The following is a 25,951-nucleotide window of genomic DNA, read 5'->3' as shown; positions in this document are numbered from 1 at the left end:
TGGTCCTTGGTTTCAGGTCAGAGCATGGTGTTGCCGCCGTCCACGACGATGGACTGGCCGGTCACGAAATCGCTGTCGGGCGACGCGAGGAAGAAGACGGTGCCGACGAGGTCTTCCGGGACCTCCTCGCGCTTGAGGGAGCGAAGATTGATCTGGGCTTCTTGGATGGAGACGGGCAGCGTTGCCCGCGCTTTGGCGGTCATGGTGAGGCCGGGAGCAACAACATTGGCGGTGATGCCCTCATGCCCGAACTCGCGAGCCAGCGACCTGGTCATGCCGATAATGCCGGCCTTGGCGGCGACATAGTGCACCTGGCCAGGGACACCGCCGTAGAACGAGCCTGAGCCGATATTGACCAGGCGGCCCCAGCCCCGACTGATCATGAAGGGAAGGAGCGCACGAGTGAGGAGAGCGGGAGCAACCAGGTTTACGTCGAGGACGCGGCGCCAATCCTCCCCGGTGATCTCTCCGAATGGTTGGACCGGGAACCAGCCCGCATTGTTGACGAGGACATCCACGCGACCGGTGGTCGCCCCGATGTGGCTCACGATCCTGGATATGCCGTCCTCGCTTGCGAGGTCGGCCGCAATCTTATGCAGGCGCCCGTCAGTGCCGAGCAGGTCTAGGCCTTCTTGCGTGAGGCCTGTCGCCACGGCCGTGTCGTCGTTGTCCAGAAAGCGGCGCACGAAGTGGGTGCCCATGCCGCCGGCGGCGCCGGTGATCACTACAGTTCTGTTGGTCTTCATGTTTCATCTCGCGATTGTGGAGACGGCCCACTGAAGCGCACCCTGGTTGATGTGCCGCCTCTGGCACACACGCCGCCAACATTGGCCACGACAGCTGGTCTATTCCGTCCCTTGTGAGAGGAAGATGGCTTTAAACGCGGCAGTGCAGTAGACAGTGCTTTCGACAAGCACTGTTGCGTTTACGGGACAATCCATGATCGACTTGAACCAGCTGCAAATCTTTGAGCGCGTCGCTGCCCGATCGAGCTTTTCGGCTGCGGCCCGGGAACTAAGCTTGCCGCGCTCAAATGTCAGCCGGGCTGTCGCGAGCTTGGAGGAGGCCCTTGGAACGCGGCTGATGCACCGCACTACGCGGGACGTGGCGCTAACGCCGGCGGGAGCGGCGCTGTTCAGGCGGGCGGAGGCCATCATGTCCGATCTTCGCCAAGCGCTGGGCTATATCGATGAGCTTCGAGGGGTGCCTTCTGGCCCATTACGCATCAGTGCGGGCATCAGCTTGGGGATCAATGTGTTGTCGGAGCACTTGCCGCGATTTGCTGAGCGCTATCCTGAGATAGAGATCGAGCTTCGTCTGGAAAGCAGCCGGGTGGACCTTCTCGCGGCAGGGATCGACGTCGCGCTGCGCTTTGGCGAGCTATCGGACTCCAGTTTCGTTTCGCGCAAGCTTGGCGCGATCCCTCGCGAGATCTGCGTTTCACCAGATTACCTGGCTGGCCGGATCGGTCCGGAGCGGCCCGAGGACCTTTCCGCCCACAGGATTGTCGACATGCCTTCCACGGACGGACGGCCCCGCCGCTGGCGGCTGCAGAACACTAGGGAAGAACGCGTCGTCGATCTGAAGCCAACCATTGCCGTGGATGACGCCTTGACCATCCATCGGCTGGTGCGTAACGGCGCCGGCATCGGCGTCATCTCGCGCTATCTTTGCGAAGAGGATTTGACCGCGGGGCGACTGATCAGGCTCTTGCCCGAGTGGACGGTGCCGCCCATCCCCTTGTCGCTGATCTATCCCAGCAAGCGGGAACTCGCCCCAACAGTGCGCGCCTTTGCAGATTTCCTCGGCGAAATAACCCCGCTGACACCTTGGGCCGTGAAGAGCATGGAAACCGATTGGCTGAGCTAGGTTAAGCGTTCACGCGTAGGGCCTTGATTGAAAGCAGGTTGACGGTGTGAAGAAATAGCACCGGCCCGGAGACAGGACAGCCGCTGTCAGCCCGCCTGCTGGCGCTGCGCCGGGCGGGAGTTGAGCTCGGCAAGATAGTCGCGGAGCATGGAAGCGCGCCTGGGCCGGAAACTCGTGCCGGCCAGGCGGACTTCTATCATGCGATCGGCGCGAAACATGCGAAAGGCTGTACGCAGGCAACACCAGGCCAGCACTGTCAGGCTCCTGTCCGTATACATGACTGCAAGGGGCAGAATGGTGCGCTCGGTTACCACATTGCCTTTGTCGGCATAGCCAATGGTGAGTGCATTCTCCTTCCAGCAGGCTTCCCTGATCAGGTGCAGTCCGGCCGGGGAGGAAAAGCGGGCATCGGGCCGATAGACCTGAGAAATAGCATGGAACAAATGCTGCTCGCCTTCGTCCGGTAGCGTCGCGGCAATCTTGGCAATTACTGAGATTGCGGCCTTTGCCAGCGCCGGGTCGCCCATATGCCTGACCTCGGCCAGTCCCAGGGCCAGCGCTTCGATTTCGGTGCGGTTGAAGGTCTGGGGTGACAGCGAATAGTCCTCGATGAGCCGATAGCCATAGCCACGCTCGCCCTCAATCCGAGCCCCAGCAGCCCGCAGGCTGTCGATGTCGCGGTAAAGGGAGCGCAGTGAGATGCCGGTCTCCTCCGCCAGCCGTGCTGCCGTGATCAGCGCGGGCATGACGCGCATCGCCTAGAGTAGCCGAAAAAGTCTGTCCGCAGGGGCCATGATCCAACTGCCGGAAATTGGCGGCTTGCTGCAGGCCGATGCCGATGCGATTGTGCGCCGAGCGATCGATGCGGGCATCAACTTCATCGGCACCGCCAATGTCTATGGTGGTGGCGGCGGCTCAGAACAGATAACCGACAGGCTCTCAAGAATCTGGGCATTGCCCGGAAAGACATTGTCATCGCCACCAAGGCGGAAGGTATGATGGGACCCGGCGTCAATGATGGCGGCGCGTCGCGCTACCACATCATGGACAAGGTCAAAGCAAGCCTGAAGCGCTTAGGCACGGACCATATCGACGTCTACCAGCTGCATGGTCTCGATCCGGCAACACCGGTCGAGGAAATGGTGCGGGCCCTTGATGATCTCGTGCGGCAGGGACATGTGCGCTACGTAGGTGTGTCGAACTGGGCAGCCAGACAGGCCGTGGAGGCGCTCGGGGTTGCCGATCGCCTCAATGCCTCACGCTTCCAGTCGGTTCAATCCTACTACTCGCTGGTTGGACGGGATCTGGAACGCGAAATCGCACCCATGCTTAAGGCCAAGCGATTGACCCAGAACTCAGCCCCCTGCCCATATAGCGCCTCGGCAAGAGGAAGAAAGCCGGACATAGGCCAGAGATCTTCAGCGCTGCGAGAGCAAGTTGACGATATCTGCGTAATAAGGCTTTGGCTGAAGGTGGCTCCCTAGACGTTCCGACCAAAAGTGACCTGACACTTCTCACCCCCGCCAGTCGAACTGCCGGAATAGGCACGGTGCTGAACAGCGGCTTGACCCCATTCGAAGGTCAGAGCACATGCGCCGGCATGCCGAGAGCTGCAACACCTTTCACGGCCCCCAGGTCTGATCTGGTATCTGATCAAGGCCGCTGAGATTCGCCGGTTCGGTGTCATGCCGGCATCGATACGGACATACTCGCCTGAGATTCCAGCTTGGAGTCGCCGAGCTGCTCGATAAACATTCGCACGACGGGAGACTGTTGCCGGTCCCAGCGCGTGACCAGCATATTGGGCTCTGAGCGTGTGCGCAGGGTCACCGGCAGCACCCGGACCGCCGCCGACTGCGAAAAGAAATTACCGACGTCGGTGGATAGCAGGGCTACCATCTGATGGCTGTGCCGCATCAGGGACATTGTAGCAAACGCCGAGGTGGTTTCCACCAGATTGGTCGGGAATTGCAGCCCGTACTCATTGAACTCGCGCTCCAGTAGCCGGCGCATCGGCATATTGGCCGAGCAGACGATCCACGGATAGTCTGCGACATCCTCGAGGGTCACGGCGCTCAGCTTGGCGCAGGGATGTTGCAAAAGCCTGCGGTGGCTGCGCATCTCGCCCTTTATGCACGTCTGGCAAAGAGAAGCGGATCCGAAGGTGGGAGAACGAAGCGGTGCTCGATGCCATGGAGCGCCGCTTTGAAGTGATGCCCGACGCGATGGCGGTCCGCCGCTGTACTGTCGAGCACGTCTTCGGCAACGTCAAGGGATGGACGGCGCCACTCACTTCCGAACTCGCGTGCTGAAGGCCTGGCTGCGCTATCTGGGGTTCCTTGCCTTCACCGGCGCCCCCTCCAGGATCGGGCTTTCAAGCGGTGCGAACTACGCAGTAACCATTCGCGAGGACGCCGGAGCGCACGTTTTTGAGAGCGGGTTCCATTCGGAGCGGGGAAGGCTAGGCTTGAGGGGTTAGGCAGCTGCCGGGCGCCTCCTGCGCCCGCTCAACGGGAGTGTCCCGGGGTGAAGCGACGACCGGTTTATATCGGATCGAACAAGGCGCGCACGGGCCAGCCGTCGGGGCGCGCTATGGCCACACGCCCCCTTCCCCAGGCAGCTGATCCTGCCGCCCAAGAACCTAGTTTCTCCCACCGCGCGCGCCAGCACCTGCACCGGACCTACAACCAGCATCAAGGCAAGGTGCTGGTGCTGTCCTCGGTGCTCCTCGCCCTCTTGCTGGTGGGGCTCTACGACGTGTTGCGTCCGCCCGGCCAGAACCTGAGCCAGGGCGACATCAACGACGCCGTGAACTTCGCCCTCGACGAGCGCGGACGCCCCCCGTCAATCGCATCCCAGGCTTATGCTACCATTATTCCTTCGGTGGTGCGGGTCACTGGCTATGACCCGGCTGCCGGTGAAGAACCCGCGGCTCGCGCCCAGGCCGGGGAGCCGCCGGCAGCCGAACTGCCCCAATCGGGGGAGATCGAAGAAGATTTCCATGAAGAGTTCACCGCCGTCGGCAGCGGCGTCGTCATCGACGACCAGGGCACTATCCTGACCAATCTGCATGTTGTGCGCGCCGCCAAGCGGCTGCGGGTGTCGTTCTTTGATGGCACCGAAGCCGACGCCACGATCGTCGGCGCCCGACCCGAACTCGACCTTGCCATCATCCGCCCCAGCGTGCTGCCCGATGACCTGCTCCCGGCAACGCTCGGCTCGAGCAGCAGTCTGCGCCCGGGGGACGATGTTGTGGCTGTCGGCTTTCCTTTCGGCATCGGCCCCTCCGCCTCGGCCGGCGTGGTGTCGGGCCTGTTGCGCGTGCTCGAGCGGGAAGGCGAAAGCACCATGCGCAACCTGATCCAGTTCGATGCAGCCGCTAATCCCGGCAATTCGGGCGGCCCGCTGGTCAATGCCGATGGCGAGGTCGTCGGCATCGTCACCGCCATCCTCAATCCCTCGGGGCTGCGCACTTTTGCCGGTATCGCCTTTGCCGCCACCATCGAGGAAGCCGGGGGCGCCGTCGAAGAGTCACCGCTTTAGCCAGGAACGGAAGCAGCCATGGACGATCCAATCGAGACCCCGACGCCCGCCGCCTCCTTGATGGAGCAGGTGCTCTATGAAGTCAAAAAGGTCGTGGTCGGGCAGGACCATTTCCTTGAGCGCGTGTTGATCGCCCTTCTGGCCAAGGGCCACCTCCTGGTCGAGGGGGTTCCGGGCCTCGCCAAGACACTGACCGTCAACACCCTGGCCCATGCGATCCAGGGGCAGTTCAAGCGCATACAGTTCACGCCCGACCTGGTGCCCGCCGATCTTGTCGGCACCCGCATCTACAACAACAAGGATGGCGAGTTCACCACGTCCCTCGGGCCGGTGTTCTGCAATCTGCTGCTCGCGGACGAAATCAACCGGGCCCCGGCCAAGGTACAAAGTGCCCTCCTCGAAGTGATGCAGGAACGGCAGGTCACCATTGCCGGCCAAAGCCACCGGGTGCCCGAGCCCTTCGTCGTGATGGCGACGCAAAACCCCATCGAAACGGAAGGAACCTACCCGCTGCCCGAAGCGCAGGTGGACCGCTTCATGATGAAGGTGCTGGTCGGCTATCCCTCCGAGGAAGAAGAATTCGTGATCGTCTCGCGCGTAACCGGGGTGATGCAGACCGTGGCTAAAGTGGCGACCACCGAGCAACTCATTGCCCTTCAGGCGCGGGCGCGGCAGCTTTACGTCGATCCGACGCTGATCCAGTTCGTGGTGCGGCTGGTTGCAGCCACCCGCAACCCCGAACTGGTCGGGCTCAAGGACCTGCAGCGCCTGATCACCTATGGCGCGAGCCCGCGGGCCAGCATCAACATGATCGAAGCCGGGCGAGCGCTCGCCTTCCTGAGGGGCCGCGAGTATGTCTTGCCCCAGGATGTGATCGACGTGGCGGCCGATGTCATGCGCCACCGCATTGTCCTGTCCTACGAGGCGCTCTCGGAATCCATCGGTCCCGACGGGATCATCAACCAGATCCTTCGGGCCGTCCCGGCTCCCGAACAACCCCTGCAAACCCATGCCCGCCTCGCCTCGGCAAGCTGAAGCGCTGCTCCAGCGCGTGGAATGGACCGTGGTGCGCCAGCTCGATGGCGCATTGCAGGGCAATTACCGCACGCTGTTCCGCGGCGCTGGCCTCGATTTCGCGGACTTACGCGAATACCAGGCTCACGACGATGTCCGCCACATCGATTGGAACGTCACCGCGCGCACCCAGGTGCCCCATGTGCGCATCTTTCACGAGGATCGCGAGGTGACCGCCTGGTTCCTGCTCGATCTCAGCCCCTCGGTCGATTTCGGCTCCGCCGACACCAACAAGCGGCAGGTGCTGACCGAATTCACCGCCGCGCTCGCACGAATATTCGTGCATCACGGCAACAAGGTGGGCGCCATTCTGTTTGATGGCGTCGACGAGCTCATCGTTCCCGCCCGCGGCGGCCGCCGCCATCTGCTGCATCTGATCGACAAGGTGCTCAGCCATCCCCGGCGCCTGCGCGCACCGCAGACCGATCTTGGTGGCTTTTTTCACCGCGCCGGCTCGGCGCTCAAGCGCCGGTCCATCGTCTTTGCCGTATCTGACTTTGTGTCCCTTCCCGGCTGGCAATCCTCTCTTGGCGCGCTCGCGCGCCGCCACGAAGCCGTTGCCGTGCGGCTGGTCGATCCCCTCGAGCAGGCACTCCCAGATCTGGGCCTGCTGGCCATCGAAGACGCCGAAACGGGCGAGCAGTTGCTTGTCGATACCGGTGACCGGGCCTTCAGGGATCGGTTCAGCGCGCTGGCCGGGCAATGGGAAGAAGAGATCGTCGCCGGCTTCACCCAGGCTGGCGTCGATGCGCTTGAACTCTCGACGGCCGACGATCTGGCCGACGCCATCCTCAGATTCGTCACCATGCGCAGGATCAGCGCGAGTGGCGCCATAGCAGGAGCAACGGCATGACCTTTCTCTGGCCCGATATGCTCTGGTTGTTGCTGCTCCTGCCGTTGCTGGTGGGCGCCTATGTCTGGATCCTGCGCCGCCGCAAGAAAACGGCGCTGCGCTATGCCAATCTGCCGCTCATCCGGCAGGCGCTCGGCAAGGGGCCCGGCTGGCGCCGCCATGTGCCGCCGGCGCTGTTGCTGCTTGCCGTTGGCGTGCTGGTGCTGGCCGTGGCGCGCCCGGCGGCGGTGGTCACCCTGCCCAGTTCCCGCTCCACGGTGATCCTGGCGATCGACACCTCCGGCTCCATGCGCGCCACTGATATGTCGCCCTCGCGCATTGCTGCCGCGCAGGAAGCGGCCAAGGCCTTCATCACCAGCCAGCCCATGGATGTGGAGATCGGCATCGTGGCCTTTGCCGCTTCTGCTGTCCTGATGCAGGCCCCCACGCTTGATCGGGAACTGCTCACGACCGCCGTTGATGGCTTTGACCTGCGGCGCGGCACCGCCGTGGGCGCGGGCGTGATCACGGCGCTTTCCACCATCTTTCCCGACCGCTCCTTTGAGATCGAAGGCTATGACCCACGTGATCAACTGGGGATGCGTAGCGGTGGCGGTGCGCCCCAGACCGGCCGTTCGCTGGACAACGCCGAGCCGGAGCCCGAGCAGGCAGAACATGTGCCGGTGGAACCGGGCTCCTACGAGAACGCGGTCATCATTCTGCTGACGGACGGGGCAACGACCACCGGCCCCGATCCCATGGCTGCGGGAAAACTGGCCGCCGATCACGGGGTACGGGTTTATACGGTGGGCTTCGGTTCGACCGGTGGCGAAGTCGTCGATTTCGGCGGCCGCTTCATGCGCGCCATGCTCGACGCACCAACCCTGCAGGCCATCGCCGCTACCACGGAAGGTGAGTATTTCGAGGCACAGTCCGCCGAGGCGTTGTCGGAGGTTTACGGAACGCTGGCGACCCGCCTGATCGAAGAAAAAAAGCTCACCGAAATCGCCTTCCTCTTCGCCGGCCTCGGCGCCCTCCTCACCCTCGCCGCCGCTGGCTTGTCCATGCTCTGGCTTGGGCGCGTAGCCTGATCTTTGGCGCGAGCTCTGCGGGCAAAGCTTGGGGTCCCGAGTGTGTGGTTACTTTCTGCTTCATGCATTCCCCGGTTCGATAGCTGTTTTGCTGGCAGATCTGCAGTAGCGACGCCCCGCCTGTTGAAATTAAGGAAGCCGGAGTGGCGTGTTGCGAATCCAGGTAGCGGAACGGCAGTTTGTCACGGGACGATCCTGAGTACTGCCACACCGCTGTCTGCCCCAAATGCGCCATCGGCACGACCGTGCACAGCGTGACTGCTTTCCAGCGTGCCGCAACCAACATCGGACGGACCGCTACGCGCCCCAGACCCGCCGTTGCGAATATCTGCGCCGCTTCTCAAAAGCGACATCGTGATGGTGACGGTCGCGCGTCGTGGTCAGCAGCAGCCAGACTGATCGTGAAACCAGTGCTCGATTTCAGCTCCGATGGTCGGCCAAGCCGATCGGAGGCCCTCAAATCGTTGCGTTTCGCTGCGGTAGCGGGCACTAGCGGGGGAGAGCTAGAAGATGCCGACGGCCAGTTGTGCCCAGACGGCAAGAAGAGCAATGAGCGCTAAGCTTGTGCCCATTAATCGTGCGCGGACAGTTTGAACCGCTCTGAAAAGAACTTCGATTGCAGCCCAAGCTGCCGCCAATAGGCCCGCTGCTGCAAAGAAATCCTCGGCGCCCCAGTTCACTTCGCCAGACACTTGCGTGGCTACGGCCGGGAGCAAGAGCACCGCGAAGGCAGTGCACGCAAATGCCACCCGCCACTTTCAGGTGACACCAGTCCGATGGGATAAGCGATCCATTGCGAGCCTCCACCAGCAGGCATCTGACATGGACTTCAGGCAAGCTATGGTAGCAAGCTAAGCGGACCGGTAGCAATCAGGAATCGAAGATGGCCTGGACGACCGAATGAGGGGCATTGAAGCCAGGGGCGGACTGCCCCTCGGTAGGTTCGGCGGGTAGAGGCCACAATGAAAAAGCGGGACATGCAAGCACGTCCCGCCAAGCGCTCTCTCAGAAGCGATCGTCGCGCATCTCGTACCACATGGCATTGAGGATGGCGAAAGAGCAGGCGAGCCCTACCCCGAGGATCCAGGCGAAGTACCACATTGAACTGAACTCCTAGTAAGCGTTGGGATTGCGGCCAAGGCTGGCGGTGGTGACAGGCCCGCGCATGACGCTGAAGACCCAGCTGGTGTAGCCAAGGACGATGGGCAGGAAGATGATCGTCATCACCAGCATCAGGAACAAGGTGAGCTGGCTCGACGAGCTGTCCCAAACCGTAAGGCTCATCGAGGGATCGAGCGAAGACGGGAGCAGGAACGGGAACAGCGACAATCCGGCCGTGCTGATGATGCCGAAAATGGCAAGGCTCGAGCCGATAAAGGCGGCAAGCTTGCGCCGGGCGCCAAGGGCAAGAAACGCCGTGGCCGAGCCAAGAATGGCCAGAACCGGAGCGATCATCATCCAGGGATAGGCGCTGTAATTGGCCGCCCAGGCGCCACGCTCGACCACAACGGTCTTGCCCAGCGGATTGGAGGGGCCGGCCAGGTTCTGGATGCTCGTGACCCGATAGCCATTCAGCAAGAACAGCGCCGCGATCCCGCCGACCACAAAGAGAATGATGGTGGCAAGGGCGGCCCAGCGGCCATAAAGGCGTGCCCGCTCGGCGGTGATGCCTTCGGTGCGCATGGCGATATAGCTCGCCCCCTGGGTGAGGAGCATGCAAAGGCTGACGATCCCCGCTAGGAGGGCAAAGGGCGTCAGCAGGCCAAAGAAGTTGCCGGCATAGCTGATGCGCATATTGGCATCAAAACCGAAGGGAGCGCCGAGAAAGACGTTGCCTACGGCCACGCCAAACACCACCGCCGGCACGAAGCCACCGAGGAAGAGGCCCCAATCCCAGGCCTTTTGCCAGCGCGGATCCTTGACCTTGCCGCGAAACTTGAAGCCCACCGGACGCAGGATCAGCGCCAGCAGAATGGCAATCATCGCGATGTAGAAGCCGGAAAAGCTCACCGCATAAAGGGTGGGCCAGGCGGCAAAGATCGCGCCGCCCCCCAGCACGAGCCAGACCTGGTTGCCTTCCCAGGTCGGGCCGATGAGATTGATGAGGACGCGCCGCTCCTCATCGGTGCGCCCCACCGCGGGCAGCAGGGCACCCACGCCCAGATCCATGCCACCCATGATAGCGAAACCGATCAGCAGGGTGCCAAGCAAACCCCACCAGATGAGGCGCAGCACTTCGTAGTCGAGAGGAATAGCACTCATTTAAGCTGCGATCTCCGCATTGGGGCTGGGTGCAGGCGGCGTGCGCCGGCCCGTGAAATCCTCTACGGGAAGGCCAAGCCCGAGCTTGTCGGAAGGGCCCGCCTTGATCACCCGCACCATAAGCCAGGTCATGATGACGAAAAGGACGGTGTAGACGATCATGAAGAAGGTCAGCGAGATGGCCAGGTCCCACCAGTTGAGGCCCGAGGCCGCGTAGAAGGTGGGCAGCACGCCCTCCACCACCCAAGGCTGGCGGCCATATTCGGCAATGATCCAGCCGGCTTCGATGGCGATCCAGGGCAGCGGGATGGTCAGGACGGCCGCCCACAGCAGGACACGGTTGGTGTGGAGCCGGTGCTGGCTGGCCTTGAGGAACCATAGCGCGAAAAAGACGATGTAGAACATGCCCACAAAGACCATGACGCGGAAGCTCCAGAAGAGCGGCCAGACATCGGGCACGGTATCGAGCGCTGCCTGAGCGATTTCCTCGCCGGTGGCGTTTTGGACGTCGTCGCGATACCGCTTGAGCAGCAGTGCATAGCCGAGGTCGCGCTGGTGTTCTTCGAAAAGGGCACGGGCAGCACTGTCTGCGGGATTGGCCCGGATGCCCTCGAGCCCCTTATAGGCTTCAACGCCACTGGCGATGCGCACCGCCGCATGCTCAACCAGCTCGGTGATGCCAGGCAGGTCGCGATCGAGCGAGCGCGTCGCGATCAGGCCCAGCACCCAGGGCAGCTGGACAGTAAAGGCCGGGCGGTTGTCGGCTCCAGGAATGGCAAAGAGATTGAGCCCAGCAGGGGCCGGCTCGGTCTCATACATGAGCTCCATGGCAGCAATCTTCATCTGCTGGTGCTCGGTGGCGACGTAGCCCGACTCATCGCCCAGCACCACGACCGAGAGGGCCGAGGCCAGACCGAACGAGGCGGCAACCGTCATCGAACGCTTGGCGAGCTCCACATGGCGGCCCTGGAGGAGGAACAAGGCGCTTACGCCCAGAACGAACACCGAGCCGGTGACATAGCCGGCGGAAACCGTATGCACGAACTTGGCCTGCGCCACCGGATTGAAGATCACCTCGACGAAGTTGACCACTTCCATGCGCATGGTGTCGGGATTGAAGAGCGCCCCGACAGGGTTCTGCATCCAGCCATTGGCGATCAGGATCCAGAGCGCGGAGAAGTTCGCGCCCAGGGCCACGAGCCAGGTGACCACCAGATGGGTGACCGGCTTGAGACGATCCCAGCCGAAAAAGAACAGGCCGATAAAGGTTGCTTCGAGGAAGAAGGCCATCAGGCCCTCGATGGCGAGCGGGGCGCCGAACACGTCCCCCACATAATGGCTGTAGTAGCTCCAGTTCATGCCGAACTGGAATTCCATCACGATGCCGGTCGCGACACCCATGGCGAAGTTGATGCCGAACAAGACGCCCCAGAACAATGTCATCTGCCGCCAGATCGGCCGGCGGGTCATGACATAGACGCTCTCCATGATCGCCATGAGGAACGAAAGTCCCAGGGTCAGCGGCACGAAGATGAAGTGGTACATCGCTGTCGCCGCGAACTGCAGGCGCGACAGATCGACGACTGTCATATCAATCATGCGAAAAGCCCCTAATCAAACCGGCACCTGCCGGCATGAGCGCCTCGATAGGACCGGCGGGGCCAAATTACCTTGACCTAGATCAAGGCGGCCGGGGGCACGGAGCACCTAGATGGGGCCAACTCATCCAAGGCCCCGTAATGACCGACACTCCCTTATCCGAACGCGATCGCAGCCGGTGGATCACCCGGCTTTACCGCCAGGCCGGTGGCGCCGCCGTTCTGGCGCTGGCACTGCCGCTGCTGGGCGGCGCGCTGCTGCTGGGGCAAGCCTGGGTGCTGGCCGATGTGATCCATCGCGCGGTGATCGAGGGTGCGGGCCTGACGGAGCTGGTGCCTTCCATCCTCGTTGTCGGCGGGCTGATCGGCGCGCGGGCAGCGCTGGCCGCCGCGAGCGAGATCGTCTCGGTGCGCGCCAGCGAGGGGCTCAAGGCGAGGCTGCGCCGCGACCTGTTGCACACCGTGCTCGCGCGGGGACCCGTCTGGACCGCGCGGCAGTCTTCAGGCGCGCTCAGCACCGCCCTGGTCGAGCAGGTCGAGGCGCTGGACGGCTTTTTTGCGCGCTACATGCCGGCCATGGTGCAGGCTGCGGTGCTGCCGCTGGCCTTTGCCATTGTGGCCTTTCCCATCGACTGGGTGGTGGCGTTGCTGTTCCTGTTCACCGCCCCGCTAATCCCGGTCTTCATGGCCCTAGCCGGCTGGGGCGCCGAAAGCGCCAGCAAGGCCCAGGCGCAGGCGTTGAGCCGCCTCACGGGGCGCTTCGCCGACCGGCTGCGCGGCATCGTGACCCTCAAATTGTTCGGGCGCGAAGCGGCTGAGACCGACGATATCTTCAACGCCAGCGAGGAATTGCGGCTGCGCAGCATGCGGGTCATGCGCATCGCCTTTTTGTCCTCGGCGGTGCTCGAATTCTTCGCCGCACTCGGAGTTGCCGGTGTCGCCCTTTATGTCGGGCTGACCTTTCTCGACCTCGTTTCCCTGCGCGGCAGCGAGCTGACATTGCAGGCGGGGCTGTTCTGCCTCCTCATGGCACCCGAAGTTTACCAGCCGCTGCGCCTGATGGCCGCCCATTACCATGACCGGGCATCGGCCAAGGCAGCGGCCGGCGAGATCGCCCGGCAATTGGGCGACCTGCCAGAGCTGACCACGGCGCCGGAAGCCCAGGCCGTGCCTGTGAATGCACCAGCGCAACATCGCAGCATCTCGCTGCACGCGGAAAGCATCACCATCGCTTCGCCCGATGAGCAAAGGGTCATCAGCGAGGCGGCCCTCAAGGTTCCGGCCGGCGCGCATTACGCGATCCTGGGGATGAGCGGCATCGGCAAGTCGACACTGCTGGAAGCCTTTGCCCGCCTGCGCCCATTCGAGGGCACGGTGATGCTCGATGGCATCCCGCTCGCTGCGGTGCCGGAGGGTGAACTGCGCCAGCGCGTGGCGATGTTGGGCCAGCGCCCGCGCATCTTTGCCGGCACAATTGCCGACAATATCCGGCTGGGGTGCGCGGACGCCGACAATGCAGCCGTGCGGCGGGCGGCCGAACGCGCCAAGGTCACCGCCTTTACCGATGCGCTGCCGTTTGGGCTCGACACCCTCGTGGGCGAAAATGGCCTCGGGCTCTCGGGCGGTGAAGTGCAGCGGCTCGCGCTGGCGCGCATTTATCTGCGCGATCCTGCCCTGATCCTGCTCGATGAGCCTACAGCCCATCTCGATGCGCAAACCGAAAGCCAGGTGCTCGACGGACTGCTCGACTTTGCCGCGGGGCGCACGCTCCTTGTCGCCACCCACTCCCATGCGGTCGCCGAGCGGATGGACAAGGTCTTCCGCATGGCCGGCGGCAGCATTCTGGCCGCGCCCCACCCTGCCCGCACAGCTCTTGTTTCCCGGAAAGGCGCCGCATGAACGCGCTCCTGCACTTCGCGCCGCTCTTTGCGCGGCAACGCCGGCGCCTCCTTGTCGCCCTGCTCCTCTCGCTCGTTACCCTTGCCGCTGGCATTGCGCTGCTGGGCCTGTCCGGCTGGTTCCTGACCGCCGCGGCCATCAGCACCGCCGGAGCGACCTTCAACCTCTTTGCGCCATCAGCTGGGGTGCGCGGGCTGTCCTTTATCCGCATCCTGTCGCGCTATGGCGAAAAGCTTGCGGGGCATGACGCGACGCTGCGCCTCCTCAGCGACATCCGTCACTGGCTTTTTGGTAAGCTCTTTCCCATCCTGCCACTGGGTCGCCGCCATGGCCGCGCTGACCTCGTCAGCCGCCTCACCGCCGATGTGGAAGCACTCGATACTGCCTTCCTCGTGGCCTTGGGACCGATCACCACGGCCGTGCTGACGGGTCTCGCCATGAGCCTGGGCTTGAGCGCCGTGTCCGGTGCCGCTGGGCTAGTTTATGCCGGCGCGTTTTTCACCGCGGCCGTGCTCGTACCGGTGATGCTGATCCTGGCTTGCCGCCGCAGCGGGGAGGAAGCCGTGCGCGCTTCGGCAGCCCTGCGCCAGGCCGTGCTGGATGGCCTCGACCGCCACCAGGACCTGGTGCTGTTCGGGCAAACCGATCGGGCCAGCAAAGCGGCGTCTGCTGCGGGCGAACGGCTGGCCCGGGCGCGCCGGCGCCTGGGGCTTTATGGCGCACTGGCTTCGGCTACGGTGCAGGTGGCAACAGGCGCCGCCATTATCGGCATGCTCCTGGCGGGCATTCCGGCCATGCAGGCCGGGGTGCTGAACGGTCCCCTGCTTGCCGGTCTCGTGCTGGCGGTGGTCGCCAGCTTTGAAGCCTGTGCGGTGCTGGTGCGCAGCGCCACTCGGCTCGCCTCGGCTGCCGCTGCTGCCGAACGGCTGCGCGATCTAGCCCAGGAAGCGCCCGGCATACGCGAAGCCGCCAAGGCCATGGCCGTGCCCGCTTGTGGCACGGTGCGCTTCGAGAACGTCACCTTCGGCTATGATGCCGACCGGCCGGTGCTCAAGGATGTCAGCTTCACCATCCCAACCGGCAGTGTGGCAGCGATTGTCGGGCCCAGCGGCGCCGGCAAGTCGACCATTGCCCAGCTGCTGGCGCGTCTTTGCGATCCGCGGGCAGGTGCGGTGCAGCTCAACGGGATTGACCTGCGCGCCATCCGCGCTGCGGAGTTGCACCGGCGCTTGGCTCTGATGAGCCAGGATGCCCCTGTTTTCCTCGACACCGTGCGCGAGAACCTGTGCATCGGTGCGCCCGAGGCGAGCGACGCCGCTTTGTGGGAGGTGCTGCGCGCCGTCAAGCTCGACGGCCTCGTCGCGGGCCTGCCGGAGGGGCTCGACAGCTATCTGGGCGAAGCGGGCCTGAGCCTATCTGCCGGACAGGCGCGCCGGCTTTGCCTCGCGCGCACCCTCCTCTCAAGCGCCGATGTGATCGTGCTCGACGAACCCACCAGCGGCCTCGATCGCGAAACCGAAGCTGCCTTCCTCGCCGACCTACCCGAGCTTGCCTGCGGACGCACCGTCATCGTCATCACCCATGCGAGCCTGCCACCCAGCGGCTTTGACACAGTGCTCAGCCTCAAGGCCGGCCGCCTCGTGCCGCTGCGCCGTACCCCATCAATCGCGGAGAACGCCCATGCCTGACCACAGCAGCGCCGCCGGATTTTCCGTCCACCACCGCCGGCTCCTCGCCATGTGCGACGAGCTCGAGGCCGTGGCCGACAGCTTGCCCAACAATGTGGACCCGCACAAATGCCAGGCACTGGCGCGCGCGCTCAGCCCCTTGCTGATGGAAGCGCAAATGCTGGAGGAAGGCGAGATTTTTCCGGCGCTCCTCACCCTTAAGCCGTTGGAGGCAGAACTGGGTGGGACGCTGAACCAATTGCGCTTCGACCACCAGCTCGACCTCTTCTACGCCGAGGAAGTCCAGGACATGCTGCACGCCTATGGTGAAGGACGGCGCAATGTGTCGCCTGACGCGGCCGGCTTCATGCTGCGCGGGTTCTTTGAGGGATTGCGCCGCCACATCGCCTTCGAGGAACACCTGCTCGTGCCGCTCATGCAACTGGTGGAAAACCAGACGCGGGCGGCGCCCATCTAGACCTTGCCCTGGCGCGGTTTGGCGCCAGACGGCGATGCTCAATCCAGCAGCAGGCGGTAGCCGACACCGGGTTCGGTGATCAGATGCGAGGGCTTGCTCGGGTCCCGTTCCAATTTTTGCCTGAGTTGGCCGATCGCCACGCGCAGATATTGCGTGTCCTCGACATGGGCAGCGCCCCAAACTGCACTCAGCAGTTCCTTGTGGGTCAACACCTTGCGCTGCCCCGCGATAAGGCGGGTCAGCAAGGCATATTCCTTGGGTGGCAGACGGATCGGCTCGCCGGCGCGGGTCACATAGCGCAGATCGAGGTCCACCACGATGTCGCCAAAGGACACCTTGGCCTGCGAAGGCTGCACCGCTCCTCGCTGCCGGAGTGCGACGCCAATACGCGCCAGGAGTTCACCAATGCCGAAAGGCTTTTCCACATAGTCATTGGCACCCTTTTCAAGGGCCTCGATCTTTTCGCCTTCCTTGTCGCGCGCGGAAAGGATGATCACCGGGCCATCGTAGAAGGTGCGGGCTTTCACCAGCACATCCTTGCCGTCCATGTCGGGCAGGCCAAGGTCGAGGATCACTACATCGGGGCTGCGCAGCACGATTTCGCGCAAGCCCTGCGCGCCGTTATCTGCCCGCAGATGCGCATAGCCTGCCGCCTCAAGTGCCGGACCCAAAAAGCGATGCATCTGCGGCTCGTCATCGATCACGAGGACGCGTTTGCGGATTTCGGTCATGGCTTGATCCAGTGATCCTGCGGCGATTTGTTGAGGCCGATCAGCATGCGGGTGCCCTTATCGCCATGGATGGGGCTGGCGGCCTGAATGGTGCCGCCCATGGCTTCGATAAAGCCCTTGGTGATGGAAAGGCCAAGGCCAACGCCCTTGCCGCGGTCGGTAGGCTCTTCAAGGCGCCGGAACTTGTCAAACACCCGCTCCAGCTCGGCGGTGGGAATGCCGCGGCCCTCATCCTCGATGCTGATCAGGATCTTGGAGCGGTCCTCATAGGCGGCGATGCTGATTTCGGTGTTGTCGGGCGAATAGGCAATGGCGTTTTCGAGGATATTGACCACGGCTTGTTCCAGCAAACCGGGATCGACGATGACCATGGGCAGTGCCGTGGGGAAATCATAGGAAATGGAATGCTCGCCCAAGCGCCGGCTGAGGCGGGCGGCGGCGGCCCGCAGAATGGCTTCAACATCGCAGGCTTCGAGGCGGAGCGTCACGCCATTGCCCTCGAGCCGGGTCATGTCGAGGAGGTTGCGGATATAATGATTGAGGCGCTCGGCCTCCTCGCGGATGGAGTGGAGCAGGTCGAGCTTGACCGGGGCTTCGAGCTTGTCGCCCAGCTCGATCAGCGTCGAGGACGCGCCCAGGACTGTCGACAGCGGCGTGCGCAAATCGTGGCTGACGGAGTTGAGGAGCGCGGTGCGGAAGCGGTCGGAACGGCGAAGGGTTTCGGCTTCCACCGATTGAAGCACCAGATCGGCGCGTTCCAGCGCCACGCCGCCGCCATCGGCCAGCGCGGTCAGCAGTTTTTCGCGATCCGAGCCCGGCAGCGGCGCCTCGGCTTCAACCCCCAACACGCCGGTGCGGCTGGCGACGCCCTGGAGGGGCCGGAAGGTCCAGCTTGTTTGCGGCAGCGTGCCGGTGCCCTGCCCTGCCAACTCGCCCCGTTCCCAGGACCAGCGGGCTGCCGCCATGGCACCGGCGCCGAGCTGGGCCAGATCGGGCGCGCCGGCTACCAGTTCCAGATCATCGCCCCGTGGCAGGAGCACCACGGATTTGGCGCCGGTAACCGCCGTGGTTTGCTCGACCAGCGCCTTGGCCGCGTCGAGGCGGGTTGGCGCGCGCGAAAAGGCGCGGCTGGCTACAAGGAGCGAAGCGACATCGCCGGCCCGGCGCTGGGCATCGCGGGTGCGGTCGCGCGAGCGGCCGGCGAGAATGCCGGTCGCCAATGCGACGGCCAGGAACACCAGCAGGGTCAGAAGGTCCGTGGGCGAGCCGATGGCAAAGCTGTAGCGGGGGCTGAGGAAAAGGAGGTTTAAAGCAAAAAGGCGAATACCGCGGCTACGAGGCCGGGCCACAAGCCATGGAGGATCGCGGCGGCGAGAATGGCGGCCAGATAGATCATGCCCAGATCGGCGCGTTCGAAACGCTGATCCAGCAGATGGGCAATGCCTGTGGCCGCGGCCACATAAACCATACCCACAAGATGCGACGGCCAGCTGTGGCGCAGGCCGCGCAGCCACCACCAGCGCCGCCGTGCCGGAGCGCTTTCCCCGGGCTCGGTGACCACATGGATGGAAACGCCGCGGGCGGCGCGCAGCAATTCGGCGGCCAAGGAGAGGCCCAGCAGTTCGCGCAGGCGGCTATCGGGGCCTTTGCCGATCACGATCTGGGTGACGTTGTTCTGGCCGGCATATTGCAGGGCGGTGGCAACCAGATTGTCGCCATTGAGCACGACGGTGGTGGCGCCCAGCTGCTCGGCGAGCTTTAGTGCATCGGTCAGGCGCGAAGTGGTGCTGGCATCGCCGTCTTCGTGGCGGCCGCGGGAAATATGGGCGACGATCCAGGGGGCGTCCTTCATGGTGTCGGAGAGGCGCCGGCCCTTCCGGACCAGGCCGCCCGCCATGGCATCATCGGCCACCAGCACCAGGATGCGATCGCCCGCGGCCCAGGGCCCTTCGAGCCCCTTGACTCGCATGGCGGCATTGAGTTGGTCGTCCACGGTTTGCGCGGCGCGGCGCAGGGCCAGTTCACGCAGAGCCGTGAGGTTTTCGGGCTTGAAGAAATTGTCGGCAGCGAGGCGCGCGGTTACGGGCACATAAACCTTGCCGGCGGCCATGCGCTCGCGCAGCTCGGCCGGGGTGATATCAACCTCTTCGATGTCGTCGGCACGCGACAGGGCGCTGTCGGGCACGGTTTCGCGCTGGCGCACGCCCGTGATCTTGAGCACCACATCCACCAGGCTTTCGAGGTGCTGGACATTGAGCGTCGTCCACACATCGATGCCGGCGCAGAGCAGTTCTTCCACATCCTGCCAGCGCTTGGGATGGCGGGAGCCCGAGGCATTGGTGTGGGCATATTCATCAACGATCAGCAGTTCGGGCCGGCGAGCCAGCGAAGCGTCGATGTCAAATTCGAGGAGCGTGCGGCCGCGATGGTCGATGGGTTGGCGCGGCAGAACTTCGAGCCCGCGCAAGAGGCTCTCGGTTTCCTTGCGGCCATGGGTTTCCACGAGGCCCACCACCACGTCGAGGCCCTCCGCCTTGCGGCGGCGGGCCTGGCGCAGCATTTCATAGGTCTTGCCGACGCCCGGGGCCATGCCCAGGAACACTTTGAGCTTGCCGCGATGCGCGTTTTGCGCGGCGATGAGCAAAGCTTCGGGATCCGGGCGTCGGTAGTCTTGCAAGGCGAGTTTACTCCGTGGGCGCCGGCGCCGGATGGGCGTTGTCTAGGGCCAGATTGGCGAGCAGCACATTGACCCTGGGCTGGCCGATAAAGCCAAGCAAGGGGGTTTCGGTGTTTTGCGCGATCACCGCCCGCACCGCCGCCGCATCAATACCACGCGCGGCCGCAATGCGATCGACCTGCAGAGCAGCAAACTCGGGCGAGATTTCGGGATCAAGGCCCGAGCCCGAGGTGGTGACGGCATCGGGCGGCAAGGCGGCGCCGGCCGGCGCATATTCGCGCACCGCCGCCGCATCGCTGGCCACCCGCTCCGTCAGCGCGGGATTGAGCGGCCCAAGATTGGAGCCCGAAGAGGCGGCGGCATTATAGCCGTCGCCGGCCGCCGATGGACGGGGCCACAGATAATGGGGCGCCGTGGTGATCTGCCCGATCAGGCGCGAGCCCACCACCGTGCCCTCGCTGTTGCGCAGCAGCGAGCCTTCGGCCTGGGCCGGGAACAGCGCCCCACCAGCGGCGGTAACAACCGCCGGATAAACCCCGCCCAGCAGCAGCGAAAACAGCAGCATGGACACAATGGCAGGTCTGGATTGGTTCAGCATTTTCCTGGTTCCTTTTCTATACCAAGCCGACGGCGGTGAGCACCATGTCGATCAGCTTGATGCCGATGAACGGAGCCACAAGACCGCCAAGGCCATAGATCAAGAGATTGCGCGACAGGAGCGCTCCGGCGCCGACGGCCCGGTATTTGACGCCGCGCAGCGCCAGCGGGATCAGCGCTACGATCACAAGGGCATTGAAGATCACCGCGGAGAGAATGGCGCTTTCGGGGCTCGAGAGCGCCATGACGTTGAGCGCCTGCATCTGGGGCAGCACGCCCACGAACAAGGCAGGGATGATGGCGAAGTATTTGGCGACGTCATTGGCAATGGAAAAGGTGGTCAGCGCACCGCGGGTGATCAGCATCTGCTTGCCCACTTCCACGATCTCGATGACCTTGGTCGGGTCGCTGTCGAGATCCACCATGTTGCCCGCTTCACGGGCCGCCTGGGCGCCGGTCTGCATGGCCACGCCCACATCGGCCTGCGCCAGGGCAGGAGCGTCATTGGCGCCGTCGCCGCACATGGCAACGAGCCGGCCCTTGCCCTGTTCTTCCCGGATCAAGCGCAGCTTGTCCTCGGGAGTGGCTTCGGCCAGGAAGTCATCGACGCCCGCTTCGGCGGCAATGGCGGCGGCGGTGACGGGATTGTCGCCGGTGATCATCACGGTGCGCAGGCCCATCTTGCGCAGATCGGCAAAGCGGGCGGCAACGCCAGGTTTCACCACGTCCTTGAGGTGAATGACACCCAGGAGATTGCTGCCTTCGGCCACAGCCAGCGGCGTGCCGCCGGAGCGGGCGATGCGTTCCACGGCCTGGCGGAAGGCGGCCGGGGTTTCGGCTTCGCTCTTGCCGGTGAAGCGCAGGATGGCGTCCACCGAGCCCTTGCGCCAGTTCTTGCCGCCGGCATCGAGGCCCGAAAGGCGGGTGGTAGCCGAGAACGGGATCACATTGGCGCCGGCCGGAACATCTGTGGCGACGCCCTTGTTGCGCCCGAGCTCGACAATGGAGCGGCCCTCGGGCGTTTCGTCGCCAAGCGAGGCCATCACGGCGGCCTGGAAAGCCAGGTCGTCGCGAATGCCAGGCGAGGCGATCACTTCGGTAGCCATCCGGTTGCCAAAGGTGATGGTGCCGGTCTTGTCGAGCAGGAGCGTATCGACATCGCCTGCCGCTTCCACCGCGCGGCCGGACGTGGCTAGCACGTTGACCTTGAGCAGCCGGTCCATGCCGGCAATGCCCACGGCCGAGAGGAGTCCACCAATGGTGGTGGGGATCAGACAGACAAAGAGCGCACCCAGCACCACGGGATCGAGCGGCCGGCCAGCAGCACCGCGAGGGCGATCTCGTTGGGGGTCTTGCGACGGTCGGCCCCTTCCACCATCGCGATCATGCGATCAAGGAAAGTGGAGCCCGGCTGGGCGGTGACGCGCACCTTGATCCAGTCCGACACAACCGTTGTGCCCCCAGTGACGGCCGAGCGGTCGCCGCCTGACTCGCGGATTACCGGAGCCGATTCACCGGTGATAGCCGCTTCGTTGACCGAAGCGATGCCCTCGATGATTTCGCCGTCCACGGGGATAACGTCACCGGCCTCAACGAGGATGATCTGCCCCAGGCCCAGTTCATGGGCCGGCGTGGGGACGACCAGCCCCTGCTTTTCGTCAACGATCAGCTTGGCCTTGGTGGTGGTGCGAGTGGCGCGCAGGCTGTCTGCTGCCGCCTTGCCGCGCCCTTCGGCAATGCTTTCGGCGAAGTTGGCGAACAGCACCGTGGCCCAGAGCCAGAGGGCAATGGCGGTGGCAAAGCCGGCCTCGGCGCCCGAGCTGAAGGCGACAATGGCCGAAATGCTGGCCAGCACGGCCACGAGTTCGGTAGCCAGGATTACCGGATTGCCGAACAGCTTGCGTGGATCGAGCTTGCTGAAGGCTTCCCCCACGGCCCGGCCCAGCATGGCCGGCGAAAAGCTGCCGGCCAGCCGCCGCGGCGGGGAAGAGTTGGAGTTGAAGTCCATGGTGGTCATGTTGGAAAACCTCAATTGGCGCCGAGCGTCTCAAGCACCTGGAGGTGCTCGACGATCGGGCCGAGGGCGAGTGCAGGGAAATATTGCAGGGCACCCAGGATGATGATGATGCCGATCAGAAGGCCGATAAACAGCGTGCCGCTGGTGGGCAGCGTGCCGGCGCTGGGGGCGAGCTTGGGCTTGGCGGCAATGCTGCCGGCAATGGCGAGCACCGCGACAATGGGGATAAAGCGCCCCATCAGCATGGCCATGGCCAGGGTGGTGTTCCACCAGGGCACATTGGCCGAGATGCCGCCAAAAGCCGAGCCGTTATTGGCCGTGGCCGAGGTATAGGCATAAAGCAATTCGCTCAGGCCATGGGCACCGGGGTTAAAAAGGCTCGCCAGCCCTTCGGGCCAGACAATGGTGAGCGCCGCCCAACCCAGGGTCGAGAGTGGCACAATCAGCAGCGCGACCATGGCGAACTGGATTTCGCGCGCCTCGATCTTTTTGCCCAGATATTCGGGCGTGCGCCCGACCATCAAGCCAGCCACGAACACCGAGAGCACGGCCATGACGACCATGATGGCGATGCCAGAGCCGATGCCGCCCGGCAGGATTTCACCTAGCATCATCAAGAGCATGGCCATGCCGCCGCCCAGGGGCGAGAAGCTGTCATGCATGCCATTGACCGAACCGTTGGAAGCACCGGTGGTCTGGGCCGCCCAAGCTGCCGTGCCGGCGATGCCGAAGCGGGTTTCCTTGCCCTCCATGTTGAGGGGGTTCTCGATCCCGGCGGCAACAAGCGCCGGGGCGGGCTGGGCTTCGCTGTGGTAGATCACCGCAGCGCCGGCCGCCAGAATGATGATGGCGGCGGTGGCGAGTGCCCGGATATCCTTGCGGGCAATGGCCGTGCGGCCAAACGCGAAGAACGCCGCCCAGCCGAGCACGTTGATGGCGATCGCGGTCAGCAGATTGCTGAGCGGGTTGGGATTTTCGAAAGGATGGGCGGAATTGACGTTGAAAATGCCGCCGCCATTGATGCCCAGTTGCTTGATCGCCAACTGGCTGGCAGTGGGCGCAACCGAAATGGTCTGGCTGGCGCCTTCCAAGGTGGTGGCGGAAACGCTGGCAGCCAGGTTCTGCACCACGCCGACGCCGATCAGCGCCACGGCAAAGACCAGCGACAGCGGCAGCAGCACATAAAGCGTGGTGCGCACCAGATCGGCCCAGAAATTGCCGATGCCCGCTTCCTTGTTGCCGGCAAAGGCCCGGGCAAGCGCTGCAGCAATGGCGGCGCCGGTGCCCGCAGAAACGAAGTTCTGCGTGGTCAGGCCCACCATCTGGCTGAAGTGGCTCATCGTGGTTTCGCCGCCATAGCTTTGCCAATTGGTGTTGGTGACAAAGCTCACCGCCGTGTTGAAGGCGAGGTCGGGCGTCACCCCTGCAAAGCCCTGCGGGTTGAACGGCAGCACGCCCTGCAGGCGCAGCATGGCGTAAAGCAGCAAAAAGCCAACGAGATTGAAGGCGAGCAGCGAAGCGCCATAGCCCAGCCAGCCCTGCGGGCGGTTGGGGTCGATGCCGCAAGCGGCATAAAAGCCGCGCTCAACGGGCTTGAGCACCGGGTCGAGCCAGGTGCCTTCGCGATTCCAGACGCGCGACATGAAAATACCCAATGGCCAGCCCAATGCGAGGGCGAGGCCAAGGGTCAGGGCGATTTCCGCCCATCCTTGCCAGTTCATTTTGGTGAGTATCCGCTAGAGTTTGTCAGGCCGGAACAGGGCGATAACCATGTAAACGGCAATGGCGAGGGCGCCGGCGCCCCAGAGCAAGAACAGCATGGCTACACGCGGGCCAGCAGCCGGGCCAGGGCGTAGCTCAGGGCGAAAAAGCCCAGCCCCAGTGCCAGAAAGAAGATGTCGAACAATTCGATGCCTCCGAAAGAGAGGCCCAGACATTCCTCCCGCGGGGCGTAAAGTTTCCATACGGAACGCGGGTGCCGCATATAAGGCGGCATAAAGAAAAAAGGCGCCCCGGAGGGCGCCTAAAACGGCACGGTGGCCAGAACAACCAGGCCGCTGCAGAGCGGCAAGCCCACTGCGCTCAGCAGGATCAGCACGTCCCTTTGCGCCTCCCGATCACGCGCTCGCGCTTCGGACCGGTGTGGCGCACAGCTGCCGACAACGCGCGCCCGCCCGTGGCGAAACAACATCCAGGTCATCACAGCACCTTGGAGAGGATCAGGGCGCTACCGGCGTCGCAGGCGCCGAGGGCCAGCCGCATTTCGGCTGCCGTCACCACATTACGCCGGTTGGCCGCGCCATCCTCCGTCACATCATGGAGGCGGAACAAAAAGCCATCAAAGCCGGTCACCAGATACCAGCGCGGCTCGCCGCCTGGCGTCAAGCGCGGCAACTGGAGGCGCATGATGCAGATCTGGCGCCGCGCGAGATAGCCCAGGATCATTTCGGGCGTGCCGGGCATGGCTTCCGGGGCGATGTGATCGCCGAGATCGGCAAGCCTGGCATTGCGCAAGGCGGCGGCCGCTTCAGGCGCGATCCGTACCACATAGCGGCGACGCGCCGCGGCCAGTGCCATGGTTTCCGCCACGCTCAAATCCGGGCGCTCCGAGTTCAGCTCGTGGGCCACCACCTGCCGGGCGCGCGGCGTCAGGAGCATGGCCGACTCCAATGCGCCCATGGCTACCAGCAGGCACAGGGCGGCAGAATCTTCGGGGGCAACGGGATCGTGCGAGGGCACGGCAATGTCACTATAAGAGCGGGACTGATGACCGTTCCAGAGCCCGAAGGCCCATTCGCCCGAGCCCAGATCGAAAAAGCCGTGCTCGGCATAAAGGCGCGCCAAGCCATCGGCGCGCTCGGGCACAGCGGCATAAAGCACGGCGCCGCCTTCGGAGCGGGCACGGCCCACCAGGGTTTCGAGCAGGAGGTGCCCAATGCCGCGGCAGCGCACATCGGGGCTCACCAGCAGAAATGGGAGCGAGGCCTTGGCAGCGCTATAGCCATGCGCCAAGATGCCGACGCCAACGACGAGGTGGCATTCAGTGGCCACCAGCACATAGGCGCCCTCCCGTTGCAGCAGTTCGGGCCAATCGGGGGCGGTGTGCTTGCCTTCGCCACAGGCTCGCTCGCTCAGGGCCTGCAATTGTGGCAGGTCCGCTTCCCCTGCCCGGCGCAAGCGGGCAAAGGTGGAAAAGTGAGCGAAAGACGCGTGAGCCGACATGGTGTCGTTCTCCTTGAAACAAAATGGGGCTGGTGGTGGGGTGCGCGGCCGATCAGATCAGCAGGACGAGGGCCCCGACCACGGCAATCGCGTAAAGCAGGGCCACCACGATCAGGGTGATGCGCATGCGCCGCCCAAGCGCCGCACCCTCGCATTGCGCGGCAGCGCCGAAATGGCGATGCAGATACCAGTTGTACCGGTACATCTCGAAACTCCACGAACGAACCGGCGCGAAGATGCTCCCGGGGCGCGTAAAGTTTCGATGTGAATTGGCGGCTGGGTGCGTAAAGCCGAGCTAAAGGTGCGGTGCCCACACGATCCACAGCACAGCGCTACGGTCCGCTGAAGGTGCACTCTCTGCCCTTTGCGGCCGGACCGTGCTTGTGTCCGGCCC

At 64.2% G+C, this 25,951-nt stretch carries 21 protein-coding genes and 3 pseudogenes; 10 read left to right on the top strand and 14 right to left on the bottom strand.

Annotation, left to right across the window (positions count from 1 at the left end):
- Nucleotides 1-17: 17 nt before the first annotated feature.
- The gene (locus AC3YMN_RS16255; protein ID WP_489890809.1) at nt 18-746 is read right to left on the bottom strand and encodes an SDR family NAD(P)-dependent oxidoreductase; all 729 of its coding nucleotides are present in this window, start codon (nt 744-746) and stop codon (nt 18-20) included.
- A gap of 193 nt (nt 747-939) precedes the next feature.
- Between AC3YMN_RS16255 and AC3YMN_RS16250 the strand changes: the two genes are divergently transcribed.
- A complete protein-coding gene (locus tag AC3YMN_RS16250; RefSeq protein ID WP_489890808.1) occupies nt 940-1,869 on the top strand; it encodes a LysR family transcriptional regulator in 930 nt (309 codons plus the stop codon).
- Nucleotides 1,870-1,955: 86 nt separating this feature from the next.
- Here the strand turns inward: AC3YMN_RS16250 and AC3YMN_RS16245 are convergent, their stop codons facing one another.
- On the bottom strand, nt 1,956-2,624 hold the full coding sequence (locus AC3YMN_RS16245) for a helix-turn-helix transcriptional regulator (RefSeq protein ID WP_489890807.1): 669 nt from the start codon (nt 2,622-2,624) through the stop codon (nt 1,956-1,958).
- A 52-nt stretch (nt 2,625-2,676) separates the two neighbouring features.
- On the opposite strand from AC3YMN_RS16245, the pseudogene AC3YMN_RS16240 reads away from it, so the two are divergent.
- Nucleotides 2,677-3,209, top strand: a pseudogene (locus AC3YMN_RS16240) (aldo/keto reductase); the annotation flags it as partial.
- A gap of 343 nt (nt 3,210-3,552) precedes the next feature.
- Here AC3YMN_RS16240 and AC3YMN_RS16235 read toward each other — a convergent pair.
- Nucleotides 3,553-3,990, bottom strand: coding sequence for a LysR substrate-binding domain-containing protein (locus AC3YMN_RS16235; RefSeq protein ID WP_489890806.1), 438 nt, complete (start codon nt 3,988-3,990; stop codon nt 3,553-3,555).
- Nucleotides 3,991-4,049: 59 nt separating this feature from the next.
- On the opposite strand from AC3YMN_RS16235, the gene AC3YMN_RS16230 reads away from it, so the two are divergent.
- The 5 genes from AC3YMN_RS16230 (at nt 4,050) to AC3YMN_RS16210 (ending at nt 8,409) form a co-directional block, all read left to right on the top strand.
- Nucleotides 4,050-4,181: a hypothetical protein gene (locus AC3YMN_RS16230; protein ID WP_489890805.1), complete on the top strand. Its 132-nt coding sequence runs from the start codon at nt 4,050-4,052 to the stop codon at nt 4,179-4,181.
- A 280-nt stretch (nt 4,182-4,461) separates the two neighbouring features.
- On the top strand, nt 4,462-5,412 hold the full coding sequence (locus AC3YMN_RS16225) for a S1C family serine protease (protein ID WP_489890804.1): 951 nt from the start codon (nt 4,462-4,464) through the stop codon (nt 5,410-5,412).
- Between the two features lie 18 nt (nt 5,413-5,430).
- Complete coding sequence (locus AC3YMN_RS16220; protein WP_248305142.1) at nt 5,431-6,447, top strand: AAA family ATPase; 1,017 nt, start codon at nt 5,431-5,433, stop codon at nt 6,445-6,447.
- Complete coding sequence (locus AC3YMN_RS16215) at nt 6,422-7,339, top strand: DUF58 domain-containing protein (protein ID WP_489890803.1); 918 nt, start codon at nt 6,422-6,424, stop codon at nt 7,337-7,339. The genes AC3YMN_RS16220 and AC3YMN_RS16215 overlap by 26 nt, the downstream gene beginning before the upstream one ends.
- Complete coding sequence (locus tag AC3YMN_RS16210; protein ID WP_489890802.1) at nt 7,336-8,409, top strand: VWA domain-containing protein; 1,074 nt, start codon at nt 7,336-7,338, stop codon at nt 8,407-8,409. Before AC3YMN_RS16215 ends, AC3YMN_RS16210 begins: the two co-directional genes overlap by 4 nt.
- 1,005 nt (nt 8,410-9,414) lie before the next feature.
- Here AC3YMN_RS16210 and cydX read toward each other — a convergent pair.
- From cydX to AC3YMN_RS16195, 3 genes are read right to left on the bottom strand one after another with little or no spacing between them, the layout of a single operon-like run.
- Nucleotides 9,415-9,510 (bottom strand): cytochrome bd-I oxidase subunit CydX, encoded by a 96-nt coding sequence (gene cydX, locus AC3YMN_RS16205; RefSeq protein WP_127754398.1) that lies wholly within the window; start codon nt 9,508-9,510, stop codon nt 9,415-9,417.
- 12 nt (nt 9,511-9,522) lie between these two features.
- Nucleotides 9,523-10,671, bottom strand: a complete 1,149-nt coding sequence (gene cydB, locus AC3YMN_RS16200) for a cytochrome d ubiquinol oxidase subunit II (protein ID WP_489890801.1) — start codon at nt 10,669-10,671, stop codon at nt 9,523-9,525.
- Nucleotides 10,672-12,270 carry a cytochrome ubiquinol oxidase subunit I gene (locus AC3YMN_RS16195; protein WP_489890800.1) on the bottom strand — a complete coding sequence of 533 codons (1,599 nt, stop codon included), beginning with the start codon at nt 12,268-12,270 and terminating at the stop codon, nt 10,672-10,674.
- 140 nt (nt 12,271-12,410) lie between these two features.
- Here AC3YMN_RS16195 and cydD point away from each other — a divergent pair, with 140 nt between their 5' ends.
- Genes cydD through AC3YMN_RS16180 form a run of 3 tightly spaced genes read left to right on the top strand, consistent with a single transcriptional unit; the run spans nt 12,411 to nt 16,313 of the window.
- Nucleotides 12,411-14,168 (top strand): thiol reductant ABC exporter subunit CydD, encoded by a 1,758-nt coding sequence (gene cydD, locus AC3YMN_RS16190; RefSeq protein WP_489890799.1) that lies wholly within the window; start codon nt 12,411-12,413, stop codon nt 14,166-14,168.
- Entirely contained in the window at nt 14,165-15,856 is a 1,692-nt protein-coding gene (gene cydC / locus AC3YMN_RS16185; RefSeq protein WP_489890798.1) for a thiol reductant ABC exporter subunit CydC, read from the top strand. Before cydD ends, cydC begins: the two co-directional genes overlap by 4 nt.
- On the top strand, nt 15,849-16,313 hold the full coding sequence (locus AC3YMN_RS16180) for a hemerythrin domain-containing protein (protein WP_489890797.1): 465 nt from the start codon (nt 15,849-15,851) through the stop codon (nt 16,311-16,313). The genes cydC and AC3YMN_RS16180 overlap by 8 nt, the downstream gene beginning before the upstream one ends.
- 38 nt (nt 16,314-16,351) lie before the next feature.
- Here AC3YMN_RS16180 and AC3YMN_RS16175 read toward each other — a convergent pair whose 3' ends face one another.
- The 8 genes and pseudogenes from AC3YMN_RS16175 to AC3YMN_RS16140 form a co-directional block, all read right to left on the bottom strand.
- On the bottom strand, nt 16,352-17,044 hold the full coding sequence (locus AC3YMN_RS16175; protein ID WP_489890796.1) for a response regulator: 693 nt from the start codon (nt 17,042-17,044) through the stop codon (nt 16,352-16,354).
- Nucleotides 17,041-17,556 (bottom strand): sensor histidine kinase, encoded by a 516-nt coding sequence (locus AC3YMN_RS16170; protein ID WP_489890883.1) that lies wholly within the window; start codon nt 17,554-17,556, stop codon nt 17,041-17,043. The genes AC3YMN_RS16175 and AC3YMN_RS16170 overlap by 4 nt, the downstream gene beginning before the upstream one ends.
- Before the next feature lie 42 nt (nt 17,557-17,598).
- Nucleotides 17,599-19,604, bottom strand: a pseudogene (locus AC3YMN_RS16165) (DUF4118 domain-containing protein); the annotation flags it as partial.
- A 124-nt stretch (nt 19,605-19,728) separates the two neighbouring features.
- The gene (gene kdpC, locus AC3YMN_RS16160; protein WP_489890795.1) at nt 19,729-20,319 is read right to left on the bottom strand and encodes a potassium-transporting ATPase subunit KdpC; all 591 of its coding nucleotides are present in this window, start codon (nt 20,317-20,319) and stop codon (nt 19,729-19,731) included.
- A gap of 16 nt (nt 20,320-20,335) precedes the next feature.
- Nucleotides 20,336-22,326: pseudogene (gene kdpB, locus AC3YMN_RS16155) on the bottom strand (potassium-transporting ATPase subunit KdpB).
- 20 nt (nt 22,327-22,346) lie between these two features.
- Nucleotides 22,347-24,056, bottom strand: a complete 1,710-nt coding sequence (gene kdpA, locus AC3YMN_RS16150; protein ID WP_489890794.1) for a potassium-transporting ATPase subunit KdpA — start codon at nt 24,054-24,056, stop codon at nt 22,347-22,349.
- Between the two features lie 478 nt (nt 24,057-24,534).
- A complete protein-coding gene (locus tag AC3YMN_RS16145; RefSeq protein WP_489890793.1) occupies nt 24,535-25,557 on the bottom strand; it encodes a GNAT family N-acetyltransferase in 1,023 nt (340 codons plus the stop codon).
- 52 nt (nt 25,558-25,609) lie between these two features.
- Nucleotides 25,610-25,762 carry a hypothetical protein gene (locus AC3YMN_RS16140; RefSeq protein WP_489890792.1) on the bottom strand — a complete coding sequence of 51 codons (153 nt, stop codon included), beginning with the start codon at nt 25,760-25,762 and terminating at the stop codon, nt 25,610-25,612.
- Nucleotides 25,763-25,951 lie beyond the last annotated feature (189 nt).

The organism is Devosia sp. Z11_6, assembly GCF_058133665.1.
This window is presented reverse-complemented; position numbering and strand designations above follow the sequence as displayed.

Bases quoted from the DNA above. Each gene is read 5' to 3' on its own strand.
- AC3YMN_RS16255 (WP_489890809.1), bottom strand. From the start codon at position 746: ATGAAGACCAACAGAACTGTAGTGATCACCGGCGCCGCCGGCGGCATG.
- AC3YMN_RS16250 (WP_489890808.1), top strand. From the start codon at position 940: ATGATCGACTTGAACCAGCTGCAAATCTTTGAGCGCGTCGCTGCCCGA.
- AC3YMN_RS16245 (WP_489890807.1), bottom strand. From the start codon at position 2,624: ATGCGCGTCATGCCCGCGCTGATCACGGCAGCACGGCTGGCGGAGGAG.
- AC3YMN_RS16235 (WP_489890806.1), bottom strand. From the start codon at position 3,990: ATGCGCAGCCACCGCAGGCTTTTGCAACATCCCTGCGCCAAGCTGAGC.
- AC3YMN_RS16225 (WP_489890804.1), top strand. From the start codon at position 4,462: ATGGCCACACGCCCCCTTCCCCAGGCAGCTGATCCTGCCGCCCAAGAA.
- AC3YMN_RS16220 (WP_248305142.1), top strand. From the start codon at position 5,431: ATGGACGATCCAATCGAGACCCCGACGCCCGCCGCCTCCTTGATGGAG.
- AC3YMN_RS16215 (WP_489890803.1), top strand. From the start codon at position 6,422: ATGCCCGCCTCGCCTCGGCAAGCTGAAGCGCTGCTCCAGCGCGTGGAA.
- AC3YMN_RS16210 (WP_489890802.1), top strand. From the start codon at position 7,336: ATGACCTTTCTCTGGCCCGATATGCTCTGGTTGTTGCTGCTCCTGCCG.
- cydX (WP_127754398.1), bottom strand. From the start codon at position 9,510: ATGTGGTACTTCGCCTGGATCCTCGGGGTAGGGCTCGCCTGCTCTTTC.
- cydB (WP_489890801.1), bottom strand. From the start codon at position 10,671: ATGAGTGCTATTCCTCTCGACTACGAAGTGCTGCGCCTCATCTGGTGG.
- AC3YMN_RS16195 (WP_489890800.1), bottom strand. From the start codon at position 12,270: ATGATTGATATGACAGTCGTCGATCTGTCGCGCCTGCAGTTCGCGGCG.
- cydD (WP_489890799.1), top strand. From the start codon at position 12,411: ATGACCGACACTCCCTTATCCGAACGCGATCGCAGCCGGTGGATCACC.
- cydC (WP_489890798.1), top strand. From the start codon at position 14,165: ATGAACGCGCTCCTGCACTTCGCGCCGCTCTTTGCGCGGCAACGCCGG.
- AC3YMN_RS16180 (WP_489890797.1), top strand. From the start codon at position 15,849: ATGCCTGACCACAGCAGCGCCGCCGGATTTTCCGTCCACCACCGCCGG.
- AC3YMN_RS16175 (WP_489890796.1), bottom strand. From the start codon at position 17,044: ATGACCGAAATCCGCAAACGCGTCCTCGTGATCGATGACGAGCCGCAG.
- AC3YMN_RS16170 (WP_489890883.1), bottom strand. From the start codon at position 17,556: ATGACCCGGCTCGAGGGCAATGGCGTGACGCTCCGCCTCGAAGCCTGC.
- kdpC (WP_489890795.1), bottom strand. From the start codon at position 20,319: ATGCTGAACCAATCCAGACCTGCCATTGTGTCCATGCTGCTGTTTTCG.
- kdpA (WP_489890794.1), bottom strand. From the start codon at position 24,056: ATGAACTGGCAAGGATGGGCGGAAATCGCCCTGACCCTTGGCCTCGCC.
- AC3YMN_RS16145 (WP_489890793.1), bottom strand. From the start codon at position 25,557: ATGTCGGCTCACGCGTCTTTCGCTCACTTTTCCACCTTTGCCCGCTTG.
- AC3YMN_RS16140 (WP_489890792.1), bottom strand. From the start codon at position 25,762: ATGTACCGGTACAACTGGTATCTGCATCGCCATTTCGGCGCTGCCGCG.